The following is a 24,836-nucleotide window of genomic DNA, read 5'->3' as shown; positions in this document are numbered from 1 at the left end:
GTTATCCCTTCTGCAAGCACTTGATCGATAAGGGAATCTTCGGGTTTTCAGCAGAAACTGGCACCCGTTAACAGTTACTACGAAGGATAAATATGCAATTGGTCAAAACTCAACGAGACAATCTGCTGCGGCCGCTGCAAATTGTGAGTGGCATCGTCGAGCGTCGCCACACGTTGCCGATCCTGGCCAATTTGCTCATTCGCAAGCACGGACAGGACATTTCCTTCCTGTCGACCGACCTTGAGTTGCAGATCACGACCACCGCCGACTGCGGTGCCGGCGCCGATGACGTGGCGACGACCGTGGCGGCGCGCAAGCTGCTCGACATTCTGCGCAACATGCCCGACGCCGAAGTGGCGCTGTCGCTCTCGGACAAGCGTCTGACGGTGCAGGCCGGCAAGAGCCGTTTCCAGTTGCAGACGTTGGCGGCGGAAGATTTCCCGACGGTGGCCGAGGCCAAGGACTACGCCGCGAGCTTCTCGCTGCCGCAGCGTGCGTTCCGCCAACTGTTGGGCATGGTGCACTTCGCAATGGCGCAGCAGGACATCCGTTACTACCTGAACGGCATGCTGCTCGTGGTCGAGGGCGAGAAGATCGAAGCGGTCGCAACGGACGGTCACCGTCTGGCGTACTGCAACACGACGATTGCCGGCGAAAAGTTCGCGCGTCAGGAAGTCATCATTCCGCGCAAGACGATTCTCGAATTGCAGCGTTTGCTCGAGGACATCGACGATCCGGTGAAGATCGACGTGGCGCCGAGCCAGGTCAAGTTCTGCTTTGCGAACGTCGAATTGGTATCGAAGCTGGTCGAGGGCAAGTTCCCCGATTTCAATCGCGTGATCCCGAAGGGGTATAACAAGAGCTTCGTCATCAGCCGTGAAGAGTTGCATCGTTCGTTGCAGCGTGCGGCGATCGTCACGTCCGACAAATTCAAGGGTGTGCGTTTCCTGGTCAGCGACAACCTGTTGAAGATCAGCGCGAACAACACGGAAAACGAAGAAGCGCAGGAAGAGATCGAGATCGATTTCACGGGCGAGTCGGTGGATATCGGCTTTAACGTGACGTACCTGCTCGACGTGTTGTCGAACCTCAAGGTCGAACAGGTGAAGGTGAGTCTGGGTGATGCCAATTCGAGCGCGTTGATCACCTTGCCGGACAACGACGAATTCAAGTATGTCGTGATGCCGATGCGCATTTGAGCGGATATTCCGCCGTACGCGCCGTCACATGCGCGAAGGGGCCGAGCGCCCCTTTGGCGTTTCTAGAGAATTATCCTTTTGCGGGATAAGCCGCCTTTGCGGCGCCGATGGCGCGCGGAGGGGGCAGGTCATGAAGCAGTAATTCGTCAGTTAATGACGCAGTAACCGGAAGATTGTCATGAGCGAACAGCAAAAGCAGGCCGATAGCGGCTATGGTGCAGCCTCCATCCAGATCCTTGAAGGTCTGGAGGCTGTGCGCAAGCGTCCCGGCATGTACATTGGCGACACGTCGGACGGCACGGGCCTGCATCACCTGGTATTTGAGGTGTTGGACAACTCGATCGACGAGGCGCTTGCCGGTTACTGCGACGACATCCACGTGATCATTCACGCGGACAATTCGATTTCCGTGACGGACAACGGTCGCGGCATTCCCACGGGGATCAAGTTCGACGACAAGCACGAGCCGAAGCGCAGCGCGGCGGAAATCGTGATGACGGAACTGCACGCGGGCGGCAAGTTCGACCAGAACAGCTACAAGGTGTCGGGCGGTTTGCACGGTGTGGGCGTGTCGTGCGTGAACGCATTGTCCACGTACCTGAAGCTCACCGTGCGCCGCGACGGCAAGAAGCACTTCATGGAGTTCCACCAGGGCGTGCCGCAGAACCGCGAGCTTGAGGTGGTCAATGGCGTTGAGACGTCGCCGCTGAAGTTGCTGGGCGACACCGACAAGCGTGGCACCGAGGTGCACTTCCTCGCGGACGAAACGATCTTCGGCAAGGTCGAATTTCATTACGACATTCTCGCCAAGCGTATGCGCGAGCTGTCCTTCCTGAACAACGGTGTGCGTATTCGCCTGACGGATCTGCGCACGGGCAAGGAAGACGATTTCGCGTTTGGCGGCGGCGTGAAGGGCTTCGTCGAGTACATCAACAAGACAAAGACCGTCTTGCATCCGACGATCTTCCACGTCACGGGTGAGCGCGACGGTATCGGCGTGGAAGTTGCGATGCAGTGGAACGACAGCTACAACGAGACGGTGCTGTGCTTCACGAACAATATTCCGCAGCGAGATGGCGGCGCGCACTTGACGGGTTTGCGTGCGGCGATGACGCGCGTGATCAACAAGTACATCGACGAGAACGAGCTGGCGAAGAAGGCCAAGGTCGAGACGACTGGCGACGACATGCGCGAGGGTTTGACGTGCGTGTTGTCGGTGAAGGTGCCGGAGCCGAAGTTCTCGTCGCAGACGAAGGACAAGCTGGTGTCGTCGGAAGTGCGTGCGCCGGTGGAAGAATACGTGGCGAAGGCGCTCGACGAATTCCTGCAGGAGACGCCGAACGACGCGAAGATCATTTGCTCGAAGATCGTTGAAGCGGCGCGGGCGCGCGATGCGGCGCGCAAGGCGCGCGAGATGACGCGTCGCAAGGGCGTGCTCGACGGCGTGGGTCTGCCGGGCAAGCTGGCGGACTGTCAGGAGAAGGATCCGGCGCTGTGCGAGATCTACGTGGTCGAGGGCGACTCGGCAGGCGGATCGGCGAAGCAGGGGCGCGACCGTAAGTTCCAGGCGATTTTGCCGTTGCGTGGCAAGGTGCTGAACGTTGAGAAGGCGCGTTTCGACAAGCTGATTTCGAGCGAGCAGATCGTCACGCTGATCACCGCGTTGGGTTGCGGCATCGGCAAGGACGACTACAACATCGACAAGCTGCGTTATCACCGCATCATCATCATGACCGATGCTGACGTGGACGGCGCGCACATCCGCACGTTGTTGCTGACGTTCTTCTACCGTCAGGTGCCGGAGCTGATCGAGCGGGGGTATGTGTATATCGCGCAGCCGCCGCTGTACAAGGTCAAGCACAACAAGGACGAGCGTTACATCAAGGACGAAGGCGAGCTGGCGCAGTACATGTTGAAGCTGGCGATGAACAATGCCGAGCTGACGCCGTCGACGGGGGCAGCGCCGATTGCTGGCGATGCGCTGGGCGAGTTGACGCGCAGCTACCAGTTGGCCGATGGCGTGATCGATCGTCTGAGCCGGATTTACGAGGCGTCAGTGCTTACTGCGGTGACGGAAGGCGTGGAGATCCAGCTGGACAATGAGGAAGCGGCGAAGCGCACGGCTGCGGCGTTGCAGGCGGCGCTGAGCGACGATCCGTTGGCACCGGAGATCACGATTACGGCGGTGATGGAAGACGTCGAGAATGCGGAACCGGTGGCGGCATTGCGCGTGGAGCGTCGTCACCATGGCAACGTGAAGCTGAGCGTGATCGACCAGGGCTTCCTGCAAACGGCGGACTATGCGCAGTTGCAGAAGACGGCGGAAACGTTCAAGGGCTTGATCGGTGAAGGGGCGACGATTCGACGTGGCGAGAAGTCACAGTCGGTGTCGAACTTCAAGGCGGCGATGAAGTGGCTGATGGCGGATGCGGAGCGCAACGTCTCGAAGCAGCGCTACAAGGGGCTGGGTGAGATGAACGCGGCCCAACTGTGGGACACCACGATGGACCCGACGGTCCGCCGCCTGCTGCGCGTACAGATCGAAGACGCGATCGCTGCGGATGGGATCTTCACGACGTTGATGGGTGATGATGTTGAACCGCGTCGCGCGTTTATTGAGTCGAATGCGTTGCGGGCTGGGAATATTGATGTTTGATGGTGTTTGCAGATAGACGCATAATCTGAGAAAAAAGGACCCATAAGTTAAGAAACTTATGGGTCTTTTCTTTTGGTAGTTTGAGCTTATCGAGGATTCATTGACCGGCACCGACGCTCTTTAGCTTCGCGTAAGCCCGGTCTCTGCGTTTTTCAGTGGATGAGGGCAAGACCCGGAATCTGGCGAAGTCGGTGACGGTGGGCGAAGAGCGGTAACCGCGGCGGCTGGTTGTGGCAATACGGATTAGACGCGATTACCGAGCGGCGAAATATCGTTGGGAGAAGTCGTTATTCTTCTGCAAGTGATTGATTTCGCAGCGTAGCCACTTCTAATCCTGCTAGCGGAAGTCGCCCGATTTAAGCCGGAAATTCCGAGAAAACTGGCGCGAAATGAATCCGTCGGGCGAAAACCCAAAATCGGGTTTGTATCTGCTATGGTGGTTGGCCGGGGTTAACCAAGCTTGAGGGGGGAAATTATGGATTATCTGGAGCGGATGTACCAGGAGCCGATGTTCGGCAGCGGCAATGAGAGCGCCGCCGATGTGGCCTATTGTGGGCCGACCTTTGGCGCGCTGGGGTCAACAAGCTCAGGGCCTGTGCTGCCTGAGCCGGACGTCCAGGCACCGGCCCGGGCAGCACCTCTCGCGCGTGCTCGCGAGTTTGGCACGTCGCTATTGAGAGACCCCTATGTTCAGGAGGGTATCGCCCTGGCCGTGACCGCGGCTTCGGTGTATGTATCTTGCAAGATGACCCGTTGGCTCAGCCGGCGGCGCGACACTGCTCGCGCAAGGCCCGCATCCCTCAGAGATTGACGGGCAGCGAGCGAAGCAGAGTGGTTGTGAGCGAAAAGTAGCCGTTCTCCAGCCGCGGCGCACGAGCAAGCCTCCAAGCCTCCGACTCTGGATGCATGAGCGCCGCTTCGAGCTGGTCCAGGGTTGAGTCGCCCGCCCGGACAATATTGATGCCGTGGTCCAGCGGCAAGATGCTCGCCGCCAGTCGTACCGGGCGTACGGAGGCCGCGATACGTGGAATGAGCAGGCACTCGATATCCAAGTCCTGAAGGAGATTGATGTCAACGTCGGTTGAAATCTGACCCCTTTGAACTGAACCCCAGAAGTTGGACGGGCCCGGTGGGTATATTTACTGGTCAAGCAAGCCTGTAGGTCCTTTGCTCGCTGGCTATCCAGTGTTTCAGTTTCCTGACGTCTGCTAACAGGTTGACGGCGGGCCCGTCCACCTCAAGCACCACGGCCTTTGACGGTCGCATGTCAAGAATCCTTGCGCCAGCATGCTCGCAAATCAATCGAAGCTCGTCCTGCGGAATCTCTCCTGGACCTCTGAATACCAGCACAAAGCGACTCATGACGCTCCTCCACCCATGTGAGGCAACCCTTTCCCGACATCGGGCGCCTTGAACCCCAGCGACTTGCACTGGTCGTATAGCAACGCCTTCAAATCGGCCAAGCGCTCAGGGCTGCGCGACCGGCCTTTCAACTTGGGTGACGACTCCAGCAGCCTGGCCGCTAGACCTGAGACCACTGGACACGCCATTGACGTCCCATCCTGCGCAGCATACCCGCTTGTCCCGATGGTCGAAATGACCGCTACGCCAGGAGCCGCAAGGTCCACTTTCCCCCAGTTTGAGAAGTCTGGAACATAGTCGGCCGTGTCATCGCCGACCGAACGGGACTGATGCACCGTATGCGCCGATGTAACAGGAAATGTTCCATGTCGACCTAGCGCCGCTACTGAAACAACGCTTGCATAGACTGCCGGATACTGTGGGACGCTACTACCGTCGTTTCCTGATGCTGCCACGACCAAAATACCAGCAGCCTCAGCATCTTCAATTGCAGCCTGAAGCACCGCGTCCTCGTCTCCTTGGCCGAGGCTCAGATTGATGACGTCAACGCCAGCGTCGACCGAGGCTTTGATTCCATCGTACACATACGTGGTATCAGTTGTCCTAGAATCGCGCTCAAATACCCGGATGCTAATCAATTCGGCGTTCGGCGCCAGTCCCTTTGCAACACCACAGGCACCGATGATTCCGGCGACGTGGGTCCCGTGCCCGGTCCCGTTGTCACCAAGGTCATCATCCTCGTCGGCTTGTGTGAAAGAAGTGCGGTCGGTCACATTCGTAAGGTCGCAGTGCGTATCAACGCCGCTGTCAATGACCGCGACTTTGATTTTTGACGCATTGGGTTCGCAAGCTTCCGGGCAAAGCGCATCGGAGCAGTGATACTTCAAACAGTCTGCCGAAGCCGGCGATAAGCCATGCAGGGCGAACTCGACCACCTTCGACGAAGTTACGCCGCGCCGGAGCTCAGTCCAGTAGTCCGAGAAGGGAGCAACCAGGATAAACTCCGCCAGCCCGCTCTTGGTGTCAATTGTCGCGTGTCCACGCGCATTCGTGAGAGCAACGTGTGGGTCTTCAACGCCCACTTCCTTCAGCGTTACTGGAACCTTCGAAATCGGGCGCCCGCTTGTGTCGGCTACCTTGATTTTGAAGGAGCCACCTGCGGTCCACGAGAATCCACTGAAATCAAACGGCGCTTGTGCACTCAGGACGCTCTCAACATCAACAGCGGCGAGGCTGTAGGTGCGGACGGGATGAAGAGCTACGCCAGCGTTTGCGGTCTCAAAAGCTCGAGCCTGCTCATCTGTCAATTCCAGAACCGTGACGTTCTCATCAACAGACGATGTGGTGACAGGAACCTGTGCTCCTTGCGGGAAAGCCTTGGAGAGGAGCGAACGCAGGAATCCCTGCTTGCGGCCAGATTGCGCAAACGGACCGACGAACTCCGTCTCTTCGTCGGCCTTAGCCAAAACAATATATCGCTTGCTTTGTTCAGACATTTCTTTGCTTTCAGAATTTTGTTATCGAGCCTGCGGACGAATCCGCATTGCAGCACGAATGTCATTCATTCGCACTGCGGACGTAGCCACCAGTTCCTGAGCGAGGTCACCGTACACGTTGGCGGTCCCATCGGGGTCAGAGATTGTCAAAATGACCGCAAACGGAATCCCATCCTTGGGAAACTCGGCTTGGTCTCTCAATAGGTAATTGACGCTCAGCCGCCACTCATGCGAGCGACCGACGCCGCGGAAATTGCCCTCAAGAACCTTCACCGGACTCCACTTCAATCCGTCCACGAGAAGCGCAGCCTCTCGTGAAGTACGCTTTAGGCCATGAGCGTGGACCGGCTTCGCACGTCCGGTCCATCCGGCCTTTCCTGCATCCTCGTCATCGTCAGATTCGACGTCTTCGTCGTCAGCACGCGAAGCCTTGACGTTCGGTACACGCTGTCGGAGCGCCGGCTCCAGATTGATGCGTGCGACCTCTGCGCCGTACTTGAAATCGAGCGGGGGCGAATAGACGAGTGTGAGGCGTGCAACACCGCGGCACCGCCCTTCGGAATCAACGAGTTCCCTGGGCCAGCTGAAGTCGATGATTGTGTTCTCGTCAACGTGCAGACTGTCAAACACGACGACACCGAACGTATGCCTGTCGAGTTGGAGGGACTGGTGGCTCGCGCGCGGATACCCGAAACCAATCAGGCTGCGGCCGATGCGTCGAGCCTGCTGGCTTTGAAACGCCTTCTCGAAGTAGGTATTGTGAAGAAAGAGTGCTTGAACGACTTCGCGCGGCGCGACTCCAGCGAGCTCCATATCGAGTGCTGCCAGAGTTTTAGCGACCAAGGGAGCCGCCATACTTGTACCCTTCACCGCGGCCAACATACCGTCTTCTGAAACGCTTGAGAGCCCGGATAGGTCGTCCTTGCCGTCCGCGCCCCCAATGTGGCTAACGTCTGGCTTTACCGAACCTCGCACACCGGGGCCACGTCGGCTGTAACGTGCCGGCACATCAGGCAGACAACCTCTAACGCCAGCACCATTCATCGCGCCGACGGAGATGTTTAACAACGAGTCTGCCGGCCCCCAAAGGGTGTCCGACTTGCTTTCAATGAGTTGCGCCGCGGCAACCGAAATCACCTTGTCCCATTCTGGGCGCCTGTCTTCGTCCCGGACATTCCCCGCAGAGATGACAAAGAATACGTCATGCTCACGAGCAATCTTGTCGAGCCGCGTCGCCTCCTCGCTAAACGCGTTAGGTATCACGTCCTCTTTATTGTTGAGGCTGAAGTTGAATACACGTACCCCGTACTTATCCCGACAGTCCGCGACAACGCGCTCAAGCTCGTCCATGAACTTGGCGGACCCGTTGCCATAATGTCTTCCGAAGTATTCGTCCTTCGTATGAAGCGCGATGTCAATCAGCCAGCATCCGTTCTCTTCGAAACGCGATCCATAACCCGGATTGAAATGTTTCGCGCCGACAAGTAGACCTGCAATGTTCGTTGCATGGTCCAGGTCGCGCTGGCTCGCGGGTATCCTTCCGTAACTTCCTTTAACCCAGGCAGCGAATTTATCCGAGATTCCGCCGTCAACCACTGCGACCATTGGGTAAGCGACGCCGCCTTCGGGTTGAGGAATATCCGCCGGCGTTACCGAGATGACGGTCGACCTGCGTTGAACGCGTTGTGCAACGGCCGATACGTTAAAAGAGCTTTTCCGGTCTGAAGACAAAATGCGCGGAACGGAGACAGTACGCACATTCGGATGCTCGCCGAGAAAAGCAAGCAGCCGATGGTGGGAGTCATCTGAATAGTCGCCATCGGCTATGAACTGGTCGCCGAATTTCGAGAGCTCTGAAATGCCTCGGATGACAGCGAATCCAGGGGAATCGGTCAGTCCAATGTACGCGAGATGAATCGTAGGTAGGGTCTCATCAAGGACGACATATATTCCGAGTTTCTGCGATAAATCCTTCAATGAGCGAACGAATGAATCTGCCGGGTCATCCTTGAATGTCGCACTCCCTTTCCCGGCGTTTAGCTTTTCGAGAGATGACGTGATGGGCTCAAAAAGGCGCACTGCGTACATCGGCGCCAAGCCCGTTTCAGCAAATGTCGAAATGGCATATTCGGCGTCCGGTAGCCGCCTGTCTGCTGATGACCAAAGGCGAAGACTCTCGAGCGCGCCGACCTCAGAGCGCTCGCGATTGGGGTTGACGACCCACTCGCCGTGCTTATCACGCTTGCGAGTCGTAGCGTTATCGGCCCGTCCGACGCTAGTAAGCACATCACCCAGCCCTGTTGCGCTCGTGCGGACGATAAGCTCCCCTATGTCATCGCCCCCGACAACGGGTGCACTGTCCGGCGTGAAGAGCTTACGAACCGGACGGTGGGTTTTCGCCCACGCCTTCTCTTGGAGTCGAACCTTGACGAATCCCGAAGAGCAAAATCTTGCGGAGTTTTGCCGCAATTGCCCTTGAATTTCCTTCAGGCTCGAGGTTACTGACGCGCGAAGCTCGGCGAACGCCGCGTCACGGTCAGCAAAGAAATCCGTCTTCTTGCTACCTGGATTAACTTTGCGCGGTTGACGTAGAACCTTCGGGTTCTGTACGTATAAAAGTGGATAATCCCCAGCCATCACCTTCCCCGGAACCGGGTCAAGCGACCCAGCGGCTTATTGTCGTTCTGTTGACTCCAAAAACTTCCCCGAGCTCCACGGTATTGAACGCGTAGCGTTCAGCAAATGCGCGGGCAAGCTCTCGCAATGGCAAATTGAGTATGCCAATAGCGTCGCTGGGCACTCGAGCAGCATGAATACCCATGACAGTCTGCAATCTTTCCGCAAAGGATAGCTTCGGACCATCTAAAATCCAACTCTTTTTCAGCGATTTGACAACGTCCTGAATCTCGGCCCCCGAAGCCCCTTCCAGTATCACGGCCAGCAATTTGGCTTGGCCGTGGCTAAAATTGAGCGGTTCCGCGTAGCGACCAATGATTTCGATTCTTGCATTCAGCTCGGGCTTCGGCAGCTCGACCTGGAGCTCGAAACGCCGCCAGACTGCGGGGTCGAGCAGCTGGGGATGGTTTGTAATTCCTATCGTGAGCCCTCTCTCGGCGCGCTCATCGAGCTTTTGCAGCAGCGTATTGACCACTCGCTTAATTTCGCCGACTTCGTTAGGGTCATCGCGCAGTTTCGCAATAGCGTCGAACTCGTCTAGAACGAGCAATGCCCGATGACGATTGGCAAAATCAAAGAGATTGCCGATGTTCCTTGACGTCGTGCCGAGGAACGAAGACATCAATCCGTCAAGACGAGCAAGGATAACTGGCAGGCCGAGTTGCCCCGCAAGCCATAGCGCAAGTTGCGTCTTCCCAGTGCCGGGCTCGCCGAACAGAACGCAGCTCCGTGCCGGTTCGATGCCAACTTCACGAAGTTCTGCTGCGCGTCGACACTCGACAATCCAGGAGTCGACTCCACCGGCAAGCCTTGACGGGAGAATAGGGCCTTCGGCCGGAAGCGATTTGCTGTGAATGATGCTCGCCAGAGGCGCGGAAGTTTCGCGGTCCACGGGAATACGAGAGGTCCGGGTCAGCTCATCGCCAGACAACTGAATCACGCCGCTCGATACAGGCTTCTCGTCTGCGCGCGTCGAAGTGCTTATCAGGCTGCGAATCGCCTGCGCGCCGCCCAGGTCGCCACCTTGCTCCAGTTCATCGGCTGCCTGCAGCACTAGGTGAGGGTCAACTGCCTTGCCGAGCGCGAACTGGCATAGCTGCACGAAAGTGCCGAAAGAGTGCGACTTTGAAGACTTCACGTGCATTAGTCCGCGGAAAATGTGCGTATGAGACTATATCGCGAACAATCCGTCAACCTTCCTGGTGGGCCGGACATGCGCCGACCCGCGGTCCAGCGTCAGATGGGCGACCTAGCTCAAGGCACCTCGAAGCGCCTCTTGGCACCACTCCCAGGCTGCGATGGCTTTGCCCGACGTGAAGAGCGCCGCTGCGCCCAGGAGCACCACCTGCGTGACCACGTGCCGGCGCGGCGAGTTGCGCCACGTCAATTTCCAGAGCCACGCGAACCAACCGTAGTTCGTCGTCGCGAAGGCGCGCAGCCCCGAGAGCGCGTTGGAAACAGACGCAACGAGGACGAACACGATGGCTGCACTGTTCTGCAAGACGACGTGGCGACCATATTCAGTCAGCCGTTGCCAGAACTCGATGAGCGAACCGTTCGCCGCCAGGTCCTCAATCGGCTTCGGGATGTTCTGGCCAATCAGCTGGAGCATGAGGTAACCCGCGAGTGCGAAAACGATTGCGGGAACGCTCGACATGGTTGCCGGCTGCGTGTCCCTGTCCCGTATGTATGCGATAACCGCCGCGATGAGGCTCGGCAACACGGCCAAAGCGATTGCGTGCTGCATCGCCGACATCAGCTGCTCGTAGTGGCGAAAGAATTGCCAGACCGCGAGCGCGCCGAAGAGTACGGCGGCCGGCAACTCGCTGTCCGTCCCGCCACCGTCGCGCGGGGGCTCACGGTACATGTTCGTGACGTAATTGTGGTTATGGTTGTGACTATTATTGTTCGTGACCTTGTTGGTCACATTCACCTTGTCACCGACGTGGTTCCTCTTGCCGTTGATGCTCACTGACGTGTTATCGAAGTTGCTCATTGTTCACTTCCTTTTAAAAGTTTTTGCAGCAGAAGACGAGGGCTGGGTTATCAGACCGCGATGAACCCGGGGTTAAGCGCGTTGAAGTCGTGTTCATTGACGACCACGCTGCGAAATCTGAGGGCGAACATGTCGGCGTCGAGCACCTCGCTCGGCGCGCTTCCGTGCAGGACGCGAAGTGCCTCGGAAACGCATAGCGCGGCGGCGAATGCGCCGACGAACGCCGCGCCGACGGCTTTGCCTGCAAGCTCCACGACACCGCAGCGGCCGAGCTCACCTTTCTCGAGGAGGTCGGCATAGAGACCTTCGATGATGGGCTCCTTTTGCGGCTTCTGCGGCCACGTCTGGGCCGTTGTGCGCGACGCAGGGAAGGTATGCAGGCGCACGCTCTGAAAGTCGTCGTGGCGGCTGCCGAGGCCCGCCTCAACGATGAAGCTTGCGCCCGCGCTTTCGAGCGCACGGCGCGCCTCCGGGTTATCGACGCCGCAGAACAGCAACGACGGCTCCCCCAGTCCTATACGGGTCTCGCCGTCGAAATAGCGCTCGACGATAGCCGTGGAAAATCCGTGCTTTTCGAGCCACTCTGCGACCACGCGCGTTTTTCTTCGCCCCTTGTCTTGCTTCGCGGTCAGCACGGAGGTGCTCTCAGTCGACACGCCGACGCGGTCGACATCCTGCAGAAGAACGTGTGGCGGCTCGCGCGCGCCCTTCGGGTACGGCAGCAGGCTCAGGCACCATGCGAAGGCCTGCCCGAGATGCCCCAGGCCGAGCAACCATGTAGACGACGGCAGCACCTGCAGCACGGGCCCGTCGCATTCGCGAGACTCCCAGTTAGCCTGCGCCGGAGCCCACAACGAAATGCCGGCAGGCTCGTAACCCGTCGGCACCGTATCTGCGACATGCTGGAAGGCCTGACTGACGGCGAGCGCTGCCGCAGCGACGGCCGTCAGCGGCATGACGTAGCCGCCAGTCTCGTCGTCGATGCTGTGGCGCTCGTCAGCTGGCGACGTCCCGGCGCGCCAGCCCGACATGAGCAAACGCACGTGAAATGGGGCGATTCGCGTCCGGACGCTGCCGATTGCGATGGTCGGTCGGCCAGGCGCCGCATCAGCGATGATTGCGCCCGCCTCGCACAGCGCGCTCGCGAGCGACTGGTTACTACCAAGCGAAGGATGCAGGATGACGTCGCCGCAGCCTGACACCGACACGCCGCCGAGAAAGGCGCGGCGACCGAGCATCACGACCGCAAGTGCGGCCACCTGCTCGTGAAAATCTGCCGGCGCCGTCAGCTCCAGTTGCAGCTGATACTTCTCTGCAATCTCTTGTGCTTCTTCAAAGGATTTCGCCTGACCGCTGTCGATTAGCCGCTTTACGGTTCGATGCAGCGCGTCGGCGTCATATTGGGACGACATTCCTTCACCTCACAGGCCGATGTAGAAAAAGCCGGGGTTACGGGCTTCGCCGACTGTCTCCCATTCGTGGGAACCGCGATAAACGTAGATGCCCATGTTCGTGCGCGAGAACTTTCGCGCTGCGAAGTCAGGCAGGATGAGCCCGATGTGCCCCTTCACGGCGACCATCGGGTTCTTCCTATCGGTATCGCTTTGTCCATACTCACCGGGATGGGTATGGATGTCTGCAATGACGGACAGCTTCTGTTCGCGACAGATTTCCCACAGCCGCCCCATGCGCCGTCCGTCGATGTGCACATAGCCAGACTCGAGCGCCTTGGGGTCAAGGTCGTCGTAGAGGACGTACGAGTGAATCGTGCGAACGTCCCCTTCGCACAGCCCCATCAGAAAGGCACCGCTTTCGCGAACGCCTGCGCTGCGCGCGCGAAGGTCCTTCACGAGTTCCTGCCACAGCACCGCCGAGCAGGCCAACTTATGCTGCGGCGACCAGATGCGGCGTAAAGTCTTGCGAATTGAGAAGGACATGAAGTTCCTCGAGAAACTGAACAATCGACCCGTCGGGCTTCCACAATCTCGCGGGCATCTGCGTCACCCAGTTCGTGTGTCCCTGGATGGTGAGCCGGTCGCACGCCAGATAGAGTGCGGAACCGCCGAGCCAGTCAGGCCGAAACACATCCTTTACCCGCCCCCCCTTGCTGCGCGGCCACTTGTGATGAGCGAGCGGCGCGTTCAATGCCGCGTCCCATGGCTGCGCGGTAGGCGGTTGAGCGGGAAAGCCCGAAAGCTCAAAACGAAACGCGAACGAACCGACCGCGGCGGTGACCTCTATCACCGCATGCGGCCAGTCGAGCGTCAGAAGGCGCCACTTGCCGTCGGTCACCCCCATCTGGAACAGCGCCCGGTCGATGTCCGCCTGGAAAGCGCGGGCATCGGGGGTCGCCAGCTGTTGAGCGGCATTCATCGTTTAGCCCTGGAAACGTTCGTTAGGCACGAGGTCGAACGACAGGTGATGCTGGCGCTCGTGCGTGAGCGTGCCGATATGGGTCGAGCCAGCAGGGCGCTCCGTCGTACCGCTCAGTTGCAGCACGTGTTCAGCGGCATGCGCGGCGTCGATGCCGAACGCCTTGTCCGCCCATTGCTTCAGACGGTGAATCGTCATCGCGGGCGGCGCCTGGCGGGAAACCTCGCGACCGTTAAAGTGGACCACGACCTTGAGCTCGTGATGACGGTGAAAATGCAGCTTCGGGTGCGGCTTGCTGCGAAGAATTTCAACCAGCATTTCCTCGGTCAGCACGACGTCGCCGTCCTCCTCAAAGACCTTCAGGTCCACCTCCACGCCGCCAGCAACGGCGTGGACAATCTCAACGAGCGTGATGCTCTGCGGATGGTCCATCGTATGAACCTGACGCGAGTTTTCCATTTGATAGAAAATTGGCATGATACGTAATCCTAAATGTATTGGCTTTCGCAGCGGATGCCGCTCATTGCCCTGACTAACTTATGGCAGGTTCATTCAAAAACCGGCAATGCAACCGCAAAAAATTTCCATCGCGAAGGCGCTTCCAGTCACATGACGGCGAGAATCCTCACCATCGTCGAACCCTTCAACAGTGATATGGCTGTGACAGCCACAAACTGGCAACACCTTCGAAAAATTTTTTTGCCGCGAATGCGGCCTCCAGCTGGCCGACAGCGCGAGCCATACGCAACCATCGACGAACCCGTCAGTAGCGGTTTGGCCGCGACGGACGGAATTCGGCAATGCTTAAGCGAGAGCTATGGGTGGCGCGGATGGTCCCGGACGGAGGTTGGGTCGCAGGTTGGCAGCGGTCCGCGCCGTCATAGTGACTACCGCGGCGTTCTCAGGAACAGAAGCAGGAGGAAGAAGGGGGGGGCAGTTGGAAGGCTTTCAACCGCTAGCGTGTCTTGGTCACTGAAATATCGAAGAAACATTTCAGTGACCAATCGCAAGACTTATATCTTCAGGGCCGACGAAAGCTCCGAACGGAGTCAGACAAACTACAGGACTGGTGTCAGATATTCAGATTTGCTTGCTCAAGTTTCATCCGAAAAGCGGTTCATCACCTCGGATACCTCCTCGGTAGATAGATTAGCTGATGTCAGCGCCTCCGCGAAAGACTCCTGCCGGGTCTCCCGAGGCTCACCCTGGCTTAGGGATGAAGTCGTGAGCCTAGCCATTTGGGGGCTTGCCAACAGATGTGCAGTGACGATGTCCCTGGTAACTTCCAAAGCCGAAGCCAGCTCACCAATCAGACGTCCAGGGATGGTGGCGTATCGAATCTGTCTGTCCCGAAGCTTTGTCACAACCTGCTTTGGCAACTGCAGTCTCTCCACCAGTCGCCCGAACTCACCCCGGGACAACCGGGAAATTGGATTCTCGGCCTTCGCCGACGGCACCGATGCGCCCTTCTTTGCGAATTCATACCGAAAATTATGGAAATGACTTACCGCGAGCTGGGCCGCAGCCTCGCTCGCCTGCGTTTCAACGGGCTTGTCGTGAAACTCATCCTCCACGAGTGACGCGGCGAACTCGACAAGTTCCTCCTTGAACTGCGGGAACGCCTCGATGTATCGATGCAATTGGGCCGCCGTGGGGAGACTCTGCTCAGCCGCGAATTGCATCAGGACTTCGTCGACTTGCGGCTTGCTCTGCTTGATGTTGGTCATCTGTTACTCCTTGAAGTTTGCGAGCTTCTCTACGACCTGGTCCTGACGGTACTGAACCGCCCGACGTTTGATTTGGCATTCTTCTGCAATCGTCGTCTCGCTTGGGTCAATCGATTCAATCTGTACGCCGAGGCCGAGCAGGATGGCGACCTTCCGCAGTTTCTCGGGTAGTGCGCCAATTTGCGTGAGGAGCTGCTCGGTGAGCGCGCCCCGTTCTGGGTCGGACAACCACCCGGGTGGAAGCTTGTCGACGTCTCTAAATGCGTCGGTGTCGTCAGAGGCGGACTCCTCTTCGTCGTCCTTCGAGGTCGTCGAGACATAGCGTTGCCTCCTGCTTTTTTCGCGCCGCACTTCGCTGTGTATAAAGCCAGCGACCGCCTTGGAGAACGCGACCTCAAAGAAATCAAGGCTTTCAGACTTGGTCACGATGTCGAACGCCAGTGCCTCACCAAATGCACTGTTGACGTTTTCCAGAGCCTCCTGCGAATACATGCCGCGAACATGGAGCTTGTGTGCAGCGACGGTCGAAAACCGGCTCAGCACGCGACTGACGAGCTCATTGAGCACAGGCTCAGGCTGCCCGTCCCGGATGAGTGCAACCATCGCCTCGACACTGCAACGCCCCTGCGCGCCCCGCGAGGAGCCACGCAGACGGTCAATCAGTTCCGTCGGCCCCAGCTTGCGCATCTCGGCCAGCTCCGCCTCAACCTGCTGTCGCCGTTCGAACGGCTGGCCAGCAAGCGTCTTCTTTGTCAACTTCTGGGCCATACGCCCTCCCCTGGTAACGCCTGATAACTACCAATGGCAGTGCCTGTGAAAAACCGGCAAAAAGTTTCTTAAAAAGTTTTTGGAAAGGAAATTTTTCATGATGCGAAAAATGCTAGGCAACCGTCGCAGCAGAACTCGCCAAAGAGTCAGGATTCTCACAAGTTTCCGCCGGTTCAAGAATAAACCGAACAGGGTAGTAGCAGTCGGCCGCTGCAGCTGCCACCAAGTTGCGCGAAGTGAAGCTGCCAAACGCGTCGCTATCTGGCTGAATAGCGGTCAGACATACATCTGCAGCCCGTTACGATGTGCTGCCTTGCGGGTAGGATGAGCACCCGAGCAGAAATCGTCGTGGCTGCGCGCGGCCTTGTGCGCACGCTTACCCAGCATCTGCCAATTGCAGAGCAGCTCGGACTTCAGGTGCTTTCAACCTCCAGTACGCGGTGGCTGGACCGACCAGCCTTTCGTAGACGTCTTCGGAGCGTGCGGGGTACGTTGAACGAAGGAATCGACCAACACTGGGAGCGAAGGGATGCGCGGAGCGGACGGCTACACCGAGACGATGTTCACGATGGCGAAGCTCGATGACTTCGTGCCGGCCAATCACCCACTGCGACCGATTCGCCTCTGGTTGAACGACGCTCTCAAGCGCATGCTGATGGAGCAAATCTCCTACAACATGCTGTTTCGTTGGTTTGTCGGCTTGGCGATGGACGATGCGGTGTGGGACCACTCGACGTTCAGCAAGAACCGCGACCGAGTGCTCGTGCACGATGTCATCGTGGGCTTGTTTAACGAGACGGTAGAGACGGCGCATGCACGCGGTCATCTCTCGGGCGAGCACTTCAGCGTCAACGGCACGTCGATTCAGGCGTGGGCGGGCCATAAAAGCTTCGTGCGAAAGAGCAAGTCGGATGACGATACGCCGCCTGGGGGCGGTGTTCGCCAGCGCGAGGATTGGCACGGCGAGAAGCGCAGCAACGAGACGCACGAATCGAGCAGCGATAGCCAGGCGAAGTTGTTCCGCAAGAATCGCAACACCGGCGCGATACTTTGCTATATGGGGCACGTGCTTACGGACAACCGGCACGGACTGGTGGTCAACGCGCAGGTGACGCAAGCCAACGGTACGGCCGAACGTGACGCAGCAGCCGATATGCTCGCCGATGCGGCGCGCCTTGCCGATAGGCCGATTACGGTGGGTGCCGACAAAAATTACGACACAGCGGGATTCGTCGCTACGTGCCGAACCAATCGTATGACGCCACATGTTGCACAAAACGACGCGCGCGCGGGTGGTTCGGCCATCGACGGTCGCACGACTCGCTGGGCTGGTTATGCGGTCAGTCAGCGCAAACGCAAATGTATCGAACAGGTGTTCGGCTGGGGCAAGACGGTTGGCCGGATTCGGCAGGTCATGTGTCGCGGGCGCGAGCGAGTCGAGCAGTTGTTCCTGCTGACGCAGGCCGCCTATAACCTCACGCGCATGCGAACGCTCGCAGCGAAAGCGGCGTACAGGCGACAGTGGGTGAGCGAATGACATCGAATCGGTTCGAATTTAGGAAATCCAACATCAAAACGACATGACCCGAATCGGCGTGACGGCTCTTTGGGAAGGTACCGCCGCGCCACGACAGGGACACTTCAACAGCCTGCTATAGCCCCAGCACGCGGTTCAAGCCGTATTCCTGCAATGTCGATCCGACCGTGGTCGGTTACGACATAAGCCGATTGCGGTAAATCCAACGCAAGGCGCATCGATACCCCTTCGCGCAGCGTCGCGATCCCTACGCGCGCATCGGCATCGATCGGCAATGCACCTGCTCGCACGTCGGCCGGATCACCGCTCGCGAGGGTCACGAACCGCACGTCGGGTTGCGCCTTCGAGCAACTCCCCATCGCCCAGCGCGGCGTGCCGCCTGGCGCAAGCGGCTGCAGCCAGATTTGAAACATCCGCGCAAGTGCGTCTTCGTCGTTGCGCTCGGCGTGATGAGTGCCCGTACCCGCATGCATGGCATGCACGCTGTCTACGACGAGACGTGCACGATTGCCCCGCATCGTCCTCATGCGTGACGCGCCCAATGAAGTAAAAGGCCGATGTTCAGTCACGATACAGCCTCCCAAGGAGGCCGACTGCGCCACGCGATGTGGGCCGTCGGCCTCGACGCTTGCTTCGTTCAGATCTGTTGTTGACCGCCGTCGACGAACAGCTCGGTCCCGTTCACGAAGCTTGCATCGTCGGAGGCGAGAAACAGCGCAGCGCTTGCGATTTCCTCCGGCTCGCCGAGACGTGCCAGCGGGATCTGCGCGGCAAGGTAATCAGCCAGACCTTGCCGTTGCGCGGCGTCGTCGCCAGCCAGATCGAGCAGACCGGGCGTGCGGGTCGCACCCGGGCTGATCGTATTCACGCGGATCCGGCGCGGCTTCAGGTCAAGAATCCAGCTGCGGGCAAACGCGCGCACCGCCGCTTTCGACGCCGAGTACACGCTGAACGCCGCGGTACCCGAGCTGCCAGCCGTCGAGCCGGTTAGGATCACCGACGCACCGTCGGCCAACAGCGGCAACGCCTTCTGCACCGTGAACAACACGGCCTTCACGTTGCGATCGAATGTTTCGTCATAGTGCGCCTCGGTAATCTCGCCGAGCGCGAGCATCGAGCCGCCGCCAGCGTTCGCGAACAGCACATCGAGACGGCCGTGCGCTTCGCCGATGTGCGCGTACAGGGAATCCAGCTCGTCCAGCTTCGTCGAGTCGACGCGCAGGCCGGTGGCCGTGCCGCCGGCTTCACGGATCGATGCGACGGCCGCATCGAGTTCGGCCTGACGGCGGCCGGTCAGATACACGTGCGCGCCTTCGGCGGAAAAGCGTTGCGCGGTGGCCAGACCGATGCCGCTGGTGGCGCCGGTGACGAGGGCGATCTTGTTGTCGAGCTTGCGTGCCATGGTGTTGCTCCTTCGGTGTGTTGGGTCGATCGGTGGCGCCGGTATGCGGCGTTCGCGGCGGATTGTTTGCTGCGATGTAAGGAGAATATCGATGGCTCGACCTTTTCGAAATAGAATGCATTGCAAACCAACGTTGCAAATTTGAAATGATGGGGAATTATGTCGAAGCTGCCTGATTTCGAAGGGCTCGCGATGTTTGCCAAGGTGGCCGAGGAAGGCTCGTTCGCGGCCGCTGCGCGCGAAATGGGGGTGTCGGTCGCCACCGTGTCGCGCGGCGTCGCACGTCTGGAGGACCGCCTGGGCGCACGGCTGCTCAATCGCACGTCGCGCCAGCTCGCGCTGACCGAGTTCGGCAGGACGCTGTGCGAGAAGGCTGGCGAGATCTATCGGCAGGCCGAGGCCGCGGAAGGCGCCGCCCGCGAATTGTCGGTGCAGCCTCGCGGGCTCGTGCGACTGGCGGTGCCCATGTCGTTCGGGCTGAGGTGGGTTGCGCCGCTGATGCCGGAATTCTTCCGCCGCTATCCAGACGTGCAAGTCGATCTGCATCTGGCCGATTCGACGGTCGATCTGGTCGCCGAAGGGTTCGATGCCGCACTGCGAATCGCCGCGCTGCCCGATTCGGCGCTGGTCGCGCGGCGTCTGTGTGCGGTCACGCAATATGTCGTCGCGTCGCCGGCCTATCTGGCGCGCGAGGGACGGCCGGTGCATCCGCGTGAGCTTGTGGGCCGGCCCTGCATGTCCTATGCGTATCGCGCGCGCAGCGATGTCTGGCGCTTCACCAACGACGCTGGCGACGAGCAACCGGTGATGCCGACCGGCCCGCTGCGGGTGACCAATTCCGATGCGCTCCTGCCGATGCTGCTGGAAGGGCTCGCCATCGCAGAGCTGCCGGAATTCATCGCGGGCGAATATCTGGGCGACGGACGGCTCGAGGCGATCCTCACCGACTGGTCGTTGACGAAGGGCGGCCTGTACTTCGTCACACCGTCTGCGAGGGCGCGGCCAGCGAAGGTGAGCGCGTTGTCAGACTACCTTGCCGAGCACCTGAGCGAACCGACCTGGCGATGGCCGAAGTAATCACTGTGCATTAGCCAATGACGTCATTGCGATAATGCGACGACAAGTTTCAATCACTTCTGCTCTGGCCCAGATATAGCTGAGCAGATCACCTCGGCCCCGATGAGGCGCAAGAGATGGGTTTCGCTTGCGGCTCAGAGATCGAGCACCAACTCCGCTGATTTCGCGCGCGATACACAGACCATGATCTGCGTCTCCTCCTCGTCGTCGCGCAACACGAGATCCCGATGATCCGCCTCGCCTGAGCACAGCCCAGTTCTGCATGAACCACAGGTGCCGCTTTCGCACGAACTCGGCACGCGAACGTTTGCGTCGCGCAACACGTCGAGGATCGAGCGGTTGGCGGGAATGTCGAACGACGTACCGGTGCGGGCAAGCCGCACGGTGAACGGCGTGTTCTCGCGCGTATTCGCGTTGCTCGCACCGAAGCTCTCGAAGTGAACGGTGCCCGACGGCCAGTGACCCGTCATGTCCCGCACGGTGTCCATCAGCGCCTGCGGGCCGCAGCAGTACACATGCGCTGACTTTGGCCGCTCGAACACAGGCCAGAAGTCGAACGCTTTCGACGGATCGCCGTGATCGTGGTGAATCGTCACGTCCGAGCGCCACTCGTCGCTGCTGAGTTCATCGACGAACGCCGTGCCTTCCGGATCGCGGGCGAGGTAGTACAGCTTGAACGAGCGCAGGCCCTCCGCTCGCAACTGTCGCGCCATCGACAGCATCGGCGTAATCCCGATGCCGCCTGCGACGAGAATGAACGACTTTGCCCGTTCGTCGAGCGGAAATTCATTGCGGGGCAGAGATACATCCACGTCGTCGCCCTCTGCCGTGTCGTCGACGAAGCTCATCGAGCCGCCGCGTCCGTTGCTGTCACGCTTCACCGCGATGACGTAACGATCGCGCTCCTGCGAGTCGTTGCACAGCGAATAGCTGCGTCGCAAACCGTTGGGGGCCACAACGGTCAAGTTCGCGCCCGCCTCGAACGGCGGCAACGGCGCGCCCTGCGGGTCGGTCAGATCAAAGCGCCAGATGTCACGGGCGATCTTCTCCTTGCCCGCAATCTTCAGACGAAGAAAGCCGTCTTCCTGGGGTGTCGTCATATCTGTCTCCTTCTGGCCGATCCGGCGCTGCGTTGCCTCAACATGAATCGTATATTATTACTAGATCTCTAATTTATCAAGTCAAGACGCGCGACGCTTCGCGACCTTACTCTCGGTATAAACCCGTGCTTGCCAGCGACAAAAAGCCGCCGTAACCTTAAGATTAGAAATCTAATTATGTGATGGGGGAACGCCTGTTCCAGCCGGCATCACAAATGAAATTCGGAGACATTGAGACATGGCACATTCAACGTTGCACTCTGGGGACGTACCCCTGCCTGCCGTAGCCGACTCGGCGGCCGAGGAGGCGACTTACCGCAAGATCACGCTGAGGTTGATGACCTTCCTTTTCTTTTGTTGGGTCCTTAACTATCTCGACCGCGTCAACGTCAGCTTCGCGCAATTGCAGCTGAAGCACGATCTCGGTATGAGCGACGCCGCTTACGGCCTTGGGGTGAGTCTGTTCTTCATTGGCTACATCCTGCTCGAAGTGCCGAGCACGCTCTTGCTCCGTCGCATCGGCGCCCGCAAGACCGTCACGCGAATCATGCTGCTGTGGGGGGGCATCTCCACTGCGATGGCGTTCATGACCGCTCCCTGGCAGTTCTACCTCGCCCGAACACTCCTCGGCGCGGCGGAGGCGGGCTTCTGGCCCGGGATCATCCTCTATCTCTCGTACTGGTACCCGGCCAAACGCCGTGCTCGCATCACGTCGCGATTCTTGCTGGCGATTGCGGTTGCGGGGATCGTCGGCGGACCGCTTTCCGGCTACATCCTGCAAAACTTCATGGACGTCTGGGGTTTTCGCAACTGGCAGTGGCTGTTCTTTCTCGAAGGATTGCCGGCTGTGATTGCAGGCGTCGTTGCGTATTTCTATCTGATCGACAGACCGCAGGAGGCCGCGTGGCTGACCGATGAGCAAAAGCGTCTCGTCATTGGCGCACTGGAGGAAGAAAGCCGCAGCAAGCCGCACGACGCGCCGAGCAATCTGCTCGCCGCACTGCGCGACCCGCGCGTGTACGTGATTGCTGCAGGCTGGGCCACGGTGCCCATTTGCGGGACCATCCTTAACTACTGGACGCCGACGATCATCAAACAGGCAGGCGTCTCCAACCTGTTGCAGATCGGCTTCATGTCGGCCCTGCCTTACATCGTCGGCGCCGTTGCCATGTTGTTCATCGCGCGCAGCTCGGACCTGCGCCTCGAGCGCCGCTGGCACTTCGTCAGTGTGACGACAGCAGGCGCGGCAGGCGCTGTGCTCCTCACCCTGGTCACGCATAACTGGCTCGCTGCGATCGGATGCCTGAGTCTCGTCTCGATCAGTTATTTCGCGGCCGCAGCGATTATTTGGACTATCCCGCCGACGTACCTCAAAGGCACGGCCGCCGCCGGCGGTATTGGTGTGATCAGCAGCCTCGGGCAAGTCGGCGCCTTCTTCGCGCCTATCGTGCTCGGCTGGGTGAAGAGCGTGAGCGGCAGCTTTTCAGCGGGCATCCTGCTGGTCGCATTGTTTACGTTTGTAGGCGGCATCGCCGTGCTTCTGGGGGTTCCGCGCGAGCGGCGAGCATCGTAACGCCCGACGCTGGGTGCGACACCAGGAATTTTCATTGTGAGAAGGGAACAGGAATGAGCAAGCTTCAACTTTCCATCGCCGTGGGCAACTACGACCGGATGCGTCCGCTGATCGACGGCGACGTCCAGATCGACGGCGTGGACCCGGTGTTTATGTTGCAGGATCCGGAGGAGATTTTCTTTCGTGCGTTCCGCCATGCCGACTATGACATTTGCGAGCTATCGCTCAGCAGCTACTCGGTGAAGACGGCGGCGGGCACGTCGCCGTACATTGCCGTGCCGGTCTTCCCGTCGCGCGCGTTCCGCCACAGCTCGATCTACGTGCGCGCCGATCGCGGCATCAACCGGCCCGAGGATCTCAAGGGCAAGCGCATTGGTGTGCCGGAGTATCAACTCACGGCCAACGTGTGGGTCCGAATGTTCCTGGAGGAAGAGTACGGCGTGAAAGCCTCGGACATCCGCTGGGTGCGCGGCGGCTACGAAGATCCCACGCGCGTGGAGAAAATCGCACTCAAGCTTCCCGAGGGCGTGGTGCTGGAAAACGCACCAGAGGGCCGGACGATTTCGAACTTGCTGGCCGAGGGGGAAATCGACGGCGTGATCGGACCGCGCGCACCGTCGTGCTTCGACCGCGGACATCCGCAGGTGAAATACCTGTTCGAAGATCCGCAGCAGGCCGCCGCGGAATGGTATGAGCGGCGCAAGCTGTTCCCGATCATGCACACGCTCGGCATTCGCAAGTCGCTCACGGAGCAGCATCCGTGGCTGCCAGGCGCCATCGTCAAGGCATTTGAGAAGTCGAAGGAGGTCGCGCTCGCACGCCTGAGCGATACTTCGGCGACTAAGGTGACGCTGCCATTCATCGAGGACCAGTTGCGCAACGCGCGACGACTGATGGGCCACGATTTCTGGTCGTACGGCTTCGCGGAGAACGAGAAAGTGATCGACCGCTTCCTCGCCCAGCACTATGCGGAAGGGTTGTCGAGCCGCCGTGTGCAGCCCGCTGAACTGTTTCACCCGGCAAGTCTGGAGAGTTTCAAGATCTGAGCTCCCGCCCCGCAGGTTCGGTCGCCGCCGCGCGCGAACTCCCGCCGTACCCGTCTGCTGTGGCTCATGCGCCGGATTCGGCGATATGATTGCCGTATGTTTGGTTATTACGGGATGAGGAAGGTATGGCAACAGCACGCTCCCTTGGCAAATCCGGGGCACAAAGCACAGATCCCATTCTCCGGCACTGGCGCGAGGCGGTGCCCGACGATCGTCTCGCCCACCTGATCAAGGATGCAGCCCGCGCGATGGTGCGCGGACTGCAAATGCGCCTCGCGCAACATGAGGTGTCATTTGGCCACTGGGCTTTCCTGCGCGTGCTCTGGGTCAACGACGGGCTCACGCAAAAAGAGCTCAGCGACGAGACCGGAACCACGACGCCCACCACCTTCAGCGCGGTGCAGGCGATGGAAAAGCTCGGTTATGTCGAGCGCCGTTATGCCCCCGGCAACCGCAAGAACACGCACGTCTACCTCACGCCACGCGGCCGTAACCTCAAGAAAAAGCTCGTTCCGCTTGCAGAAGAAGTCAATGAGATCAGTGTTGACGGTTTAAAGGCGACCGAGATTAACGTCGCGCGCAAGGTTCTGCTTACGATCATCGAGAACATGGCACGCGACGAATCCGAGTCTAACGATCCGTCGCGTCGCATTCCGTCGACGCGCGAGGTAGGTAATCTCATCGCGGCACGCGCCGAAGCGTCCGAACACGATTGACGCGCAGCGCGACACTTCAGACCATTCCAAGCTGGCTATATTATTATAGATCTAATAATATTGGTGACCGTGCCCACGCACGATGGCAGGCCACTGCATGCTGCTTTCCCGCTCAAAAATACGGATACTGGA

At 59.4% G+C, this 24,836-nt stretch carries 22 protein-coding genes; 7 read left to right on the top strand and 15 right to left on the bottom strand.

The genetic code is table 11. From position 1 onward, the window contains the following. The first annotated feature begins 92 nt into the window (after window positions 1–92). Both dnaN and gyrB read left to right on the top strand, forming a co-directional pair. On the top strand, window positions 93–1,199 hold the full coding sequence (gene dnaN / locus PCE31106_RS16165; RefSeq protein ID WP_017232945.1) for a DNA polymerase III subunit beta: 1,107 nt from the start codon (window positions 93–95) through the stop codon (window positions 1,197–1,199). Between the two features lie 178 nt (window positions 1,200–1,377). Further along, window positions 1,378–3,855 carry a DNA topoisomerase (ATP-hydrolyzing) subunit B gene (gene gyrB, locus PCE31106_RS16160; protein WP_150563972.1) on the top strand — a complete coding sequence of 826 codons (2,478 nt, stop codon included), beginning with the start codon at window positions 1,378–1,380 and terminating at the stop codon, window positions 3,853–3,855. 800 nt (window positions 3,856–4,655) lie between these two features. Here the strand turns inward: gyrB and PCE31106_RS16155 are convergent. The 12 genes from PCE31106_RS16155 to PCE31106_RS16105 all read right to left on the bottom strand — a co-directional run bounded on the left by PCE31106_RS16155 (window position 4,656) and on the right by PCE31106_RS16105 (window position 16,253). After that, complete coding sequence (locus tag PCE31106_RS16155; protein WP_150563971.1) at window positions 4,656–4,835, bottom strand: hypothetical protein; 180 nt, start codon at window positions 4,833–4,835, stop codon at window positions 4,656–4,658. Between the two features lie 166 nt (window positions 4,836–5,001). Next, the gene (locus tag PCE31106_RS24025; RefSeq protein ID WP_174975232.1) at window positions 5,002–5,217 is read right to left on the bottom strand and encodes a hypothetical protein; all 216 of its coding nucleotides are present in this window, start codon (window positions 5,215–5,217) and stop codon (window positions 5,002–5,004) included. Continuing rightward, a complete protein-coding gene (locus PCE31106_RS16150) occupies window positions 5,214–6,713 on the bottom strand; it encodes a S8 family peptidase (protein WP_150563970.1) in 1,500 nt (499 codons plus the stop codon). Before PCE31106_RS16150 ends, PCE31106_RS24025 begins: the two co-directional genes overlap by 4 nt. A gap of 21 nt (window positions 6,714–6,734) precedes the next feature. Continuing rightward, the gene (locus tag PCE31106_RS16145) at window positions 6,735–9,350 is read right to left on the bottom strand and encodes a S8 family peptidase (RefSeq protein ID WP_150563969.1); all 2,616 of its coding nucleotides are present in this window, start codon (window positions 9,348–9,350) and stop codon (window positions 6,735–6,737) included. A 19-nt stretch (window positions 9,351–9,369) separates the two neighbouring features. Next, entirely contained in the window at window positions 9,370–10,527 is a 1,158-nt protein-coding gene (locus tag PCE31106_RS16140; RefSeq protein WP_174975230.1) for an AAA family ATPase, read from the bottom strand. Between the two features lie 111 nt (window positions 10,528–10,638). Next, window positions 10,639–11,385, bottom strand: a complete 747-nt coding sequence (locus PCE31106_RS16135; protein WP_150563967.1) for a hypothetical protein — start codon at window positions 11,383–11,385, stop codon at window positions 10,639–10,641. Window positions 11,386–11,435: 50 nt separating this feature from the next. After that, on the bottom strand, window positions 11,436–12,797 hold the full coding sequence (locus PCE31106_RS16130; RefSeq protein ID WP_150563966.1) for a thiamine biosynthesis protein ThiF: 1,362 nt from the start codon (window positions 12,795–12,797) through the stop codon (window positions 11,436–11,438). A 9-nt stretch (window positions 12,798–12,806) separates the two neighbouring features. Next, window positions 12,807–13,322 (bottom strand): hypothetical protein, encoded by a 516-nt coding sequence (locus tag PCE31106_RS16125; protein ID WP_150563965.1) that lies wholly within the window; start codon window positions 13,320–13,322, stop codon window positions 12,807–12,809. Further along, window positions 13,270–13,758, bottom strand: coding sequence for a DUF7665 family protein (locus PCE31106_RS16120; RefSeq protein ID WP_150563964.1), 489 nt, complete (start codon window positions 13,756–13,758; stop codon window positions 13,270–13,272). Before PCE31106_RS16120 ends, PCE31106_RS16125 begins: the two co-directional genes overlap by 53 nt. 3 nt (window positions 13,759–13,761) lie before the next feature. Next, entirely contained in the window at window positions 13,762–14,235 is a 474-nt protein-coding gene (locus tag PCE31106_RS16115; RefSeq protein WP_150563963.1) for a hypothetical protein, read from the bottom strand. 617 nt (window positions 14,236–14,852) lie between these two features. Further along, window positions 14,853–15,485: a hypothetical protein gene (locus PCE31106_RS16110; RefSeq protein WP_150563962.1), complete on the bottom strand. Its 633-nt coding sequence runs from the start codon at window positions 15,483–15,485 to the stop codon at window positions 14,853–14,855. Window positions 15,486–15,488: 3 nt separating this feature from the next. Further along, window positions 15,489–16,253: a hypothetical protein gene (locus PCE31106_RS16105; RefSeq protein ID WP_150563961.1), complete on the bottom strand. Its 765-nt coding sequence runs from the start codon at window positions 16,251–16,253 to the stop codon at window positions 15,489–15,491. Window positions 16,254–16,782: 529 nt separating this feature from the next. On the opposite strand from PCE31106_RS16105, the gene PCE31106_RS16100 reads away from it, so the two are divergent. Continuing rightward, window positions 16,783–17,790: an IS5 family transposase gene (locus tag PCE31106_RS16100; protein ID WP_150563960.1), complete on the top strand. Its 1,008-nt coding sequence runs from the start codon at window positions 16,783–16,785 to the stop codon at window positions 17,788–17,790. Between the two features lie 104 nt (window positions 17,791–17,894). Here PCE31106_RS16100 and PCE31106_RS16095 read toward each other — a convergent pair whose 3' ends face one another. Beyond that, the gene (locus tag PCE31106_RS16095; RefSeq protein ID WP_174975228.1) at window positions 17,895–18,317 is read right to left on the bottom strand and encodes a pirin family protein; all 423 of its coding nucleotides are present in this window, start codon (window positions 18,315–18,317) and stop codon (window positions 17,895–17,897) included. A gap of 110 nt (window positions 18,318–18,427) precedes the next feature. Next, window positions 18,428–19,192, bottom strand: a complete 765-nt coding sequence (locus PCE31106_RS16090) for an SDR family NAD(P)-dependent oxidoreductase (protein ID WP_150563959.1) — start codon at window positions 19,190–19,192, stop codon at window positions 18,428–18,430. A 159-nt stretch (window positions 19,193–19,351) separates the two neighbouring features. Between PCE31106_RS16090 and PCE31106_RS16085 the strand changes: the two genes are divergently transcribed. Next, the gene (locus PCE31106_RS16085; RefSeq protein WP_150563958.1) at window positions 19,352–20,269 is read left to right on the top strand and encodes a LysR family transcriptional regulator; all 918 of its coding nucleotides are present in this window, start codon (window positions 19,352–19,354) and stop codon (window positions 20,267–20,269) included. Window positions 20,270–20,403: 134 nt separating this feature from the next. Here the strand turns inward: PCE31106_RS16085 and PCE31106_RS16080 are convergent, their stop codons facing one another. Next, window positions 20,404–21,369: a PDR/VanB family oxidoreductase gene (locus PCE31106_RS16080; protein WP_150563957.1), complete on the bottom strand. Its 966-nt coding sequence runs from the start codon at window positions 21,367–21,369 to the stop codon at window positions 20,404–20,406. A 238-nt stretch (window positions 21,370–21,607) separates the two neighbouring features. On the opposite strand from PCE31106_RS16080, the gene PCE31106_RS16075 reads away from it, so the two are divergent. The 3 genes from PCE31106_RS16075 (at window position 21,608) to PCE31106_RS16065 (ending at window position 24,704) form a co-directional block, all read left to right on the top strand. Next, complete coding sequence (locus PCE31106_RS16075) at window positions 21,608–22,942, top strand: MFS transporter (protein WP_150563956.1); 1,335 nt, start codon at window positions 21,608–21,610, stop codon at window positions 22,940–22,942. 53 nt (window positions 22,943–22,995) lie between these two features. Next, a complete protein-coding gene (locus PCE31106_RS16070) occupies window positions 22,996–23,988 on the top strand; it encodes a PhnD/SsuA/transferrin family substrate-binding protein (protein WP_150563955.1) in 993 nt (330 codons plus the stop codon). A gap of 125 nt (window positions 23,989–24,113) precedes the next feature. After that, the gene (locus tag PCE31106_RS16065; RefSeq protein WP_026131495.1) at window positions 24,114–24,704 is read left to right on the top strand and encodes a MarR family winged helix-turn-helix transcriptional regulator; all 591 of its coding nucleotides are present in this window, start codon (window positions 24,114–24,116) and stop codon (window positions 24,702–24,704) included. Window positions 24,705–24,836: the final 132 nt, after the last annotated feature.

The organism is Pandoraea cepalis, assembly GCF_902459665.1.
In the GTDB taxonomy this organism is placed as follows: domain Bacteria; phylum Pseudomonadota; class Gammaproteobacteria; order Burkholderiales; family Burkholderiaceae; genus Pandoraea; species Pandoraea cepalis.
This window is presented reverse-complemented; position numbering and strand designations above follow the sequence as displayed.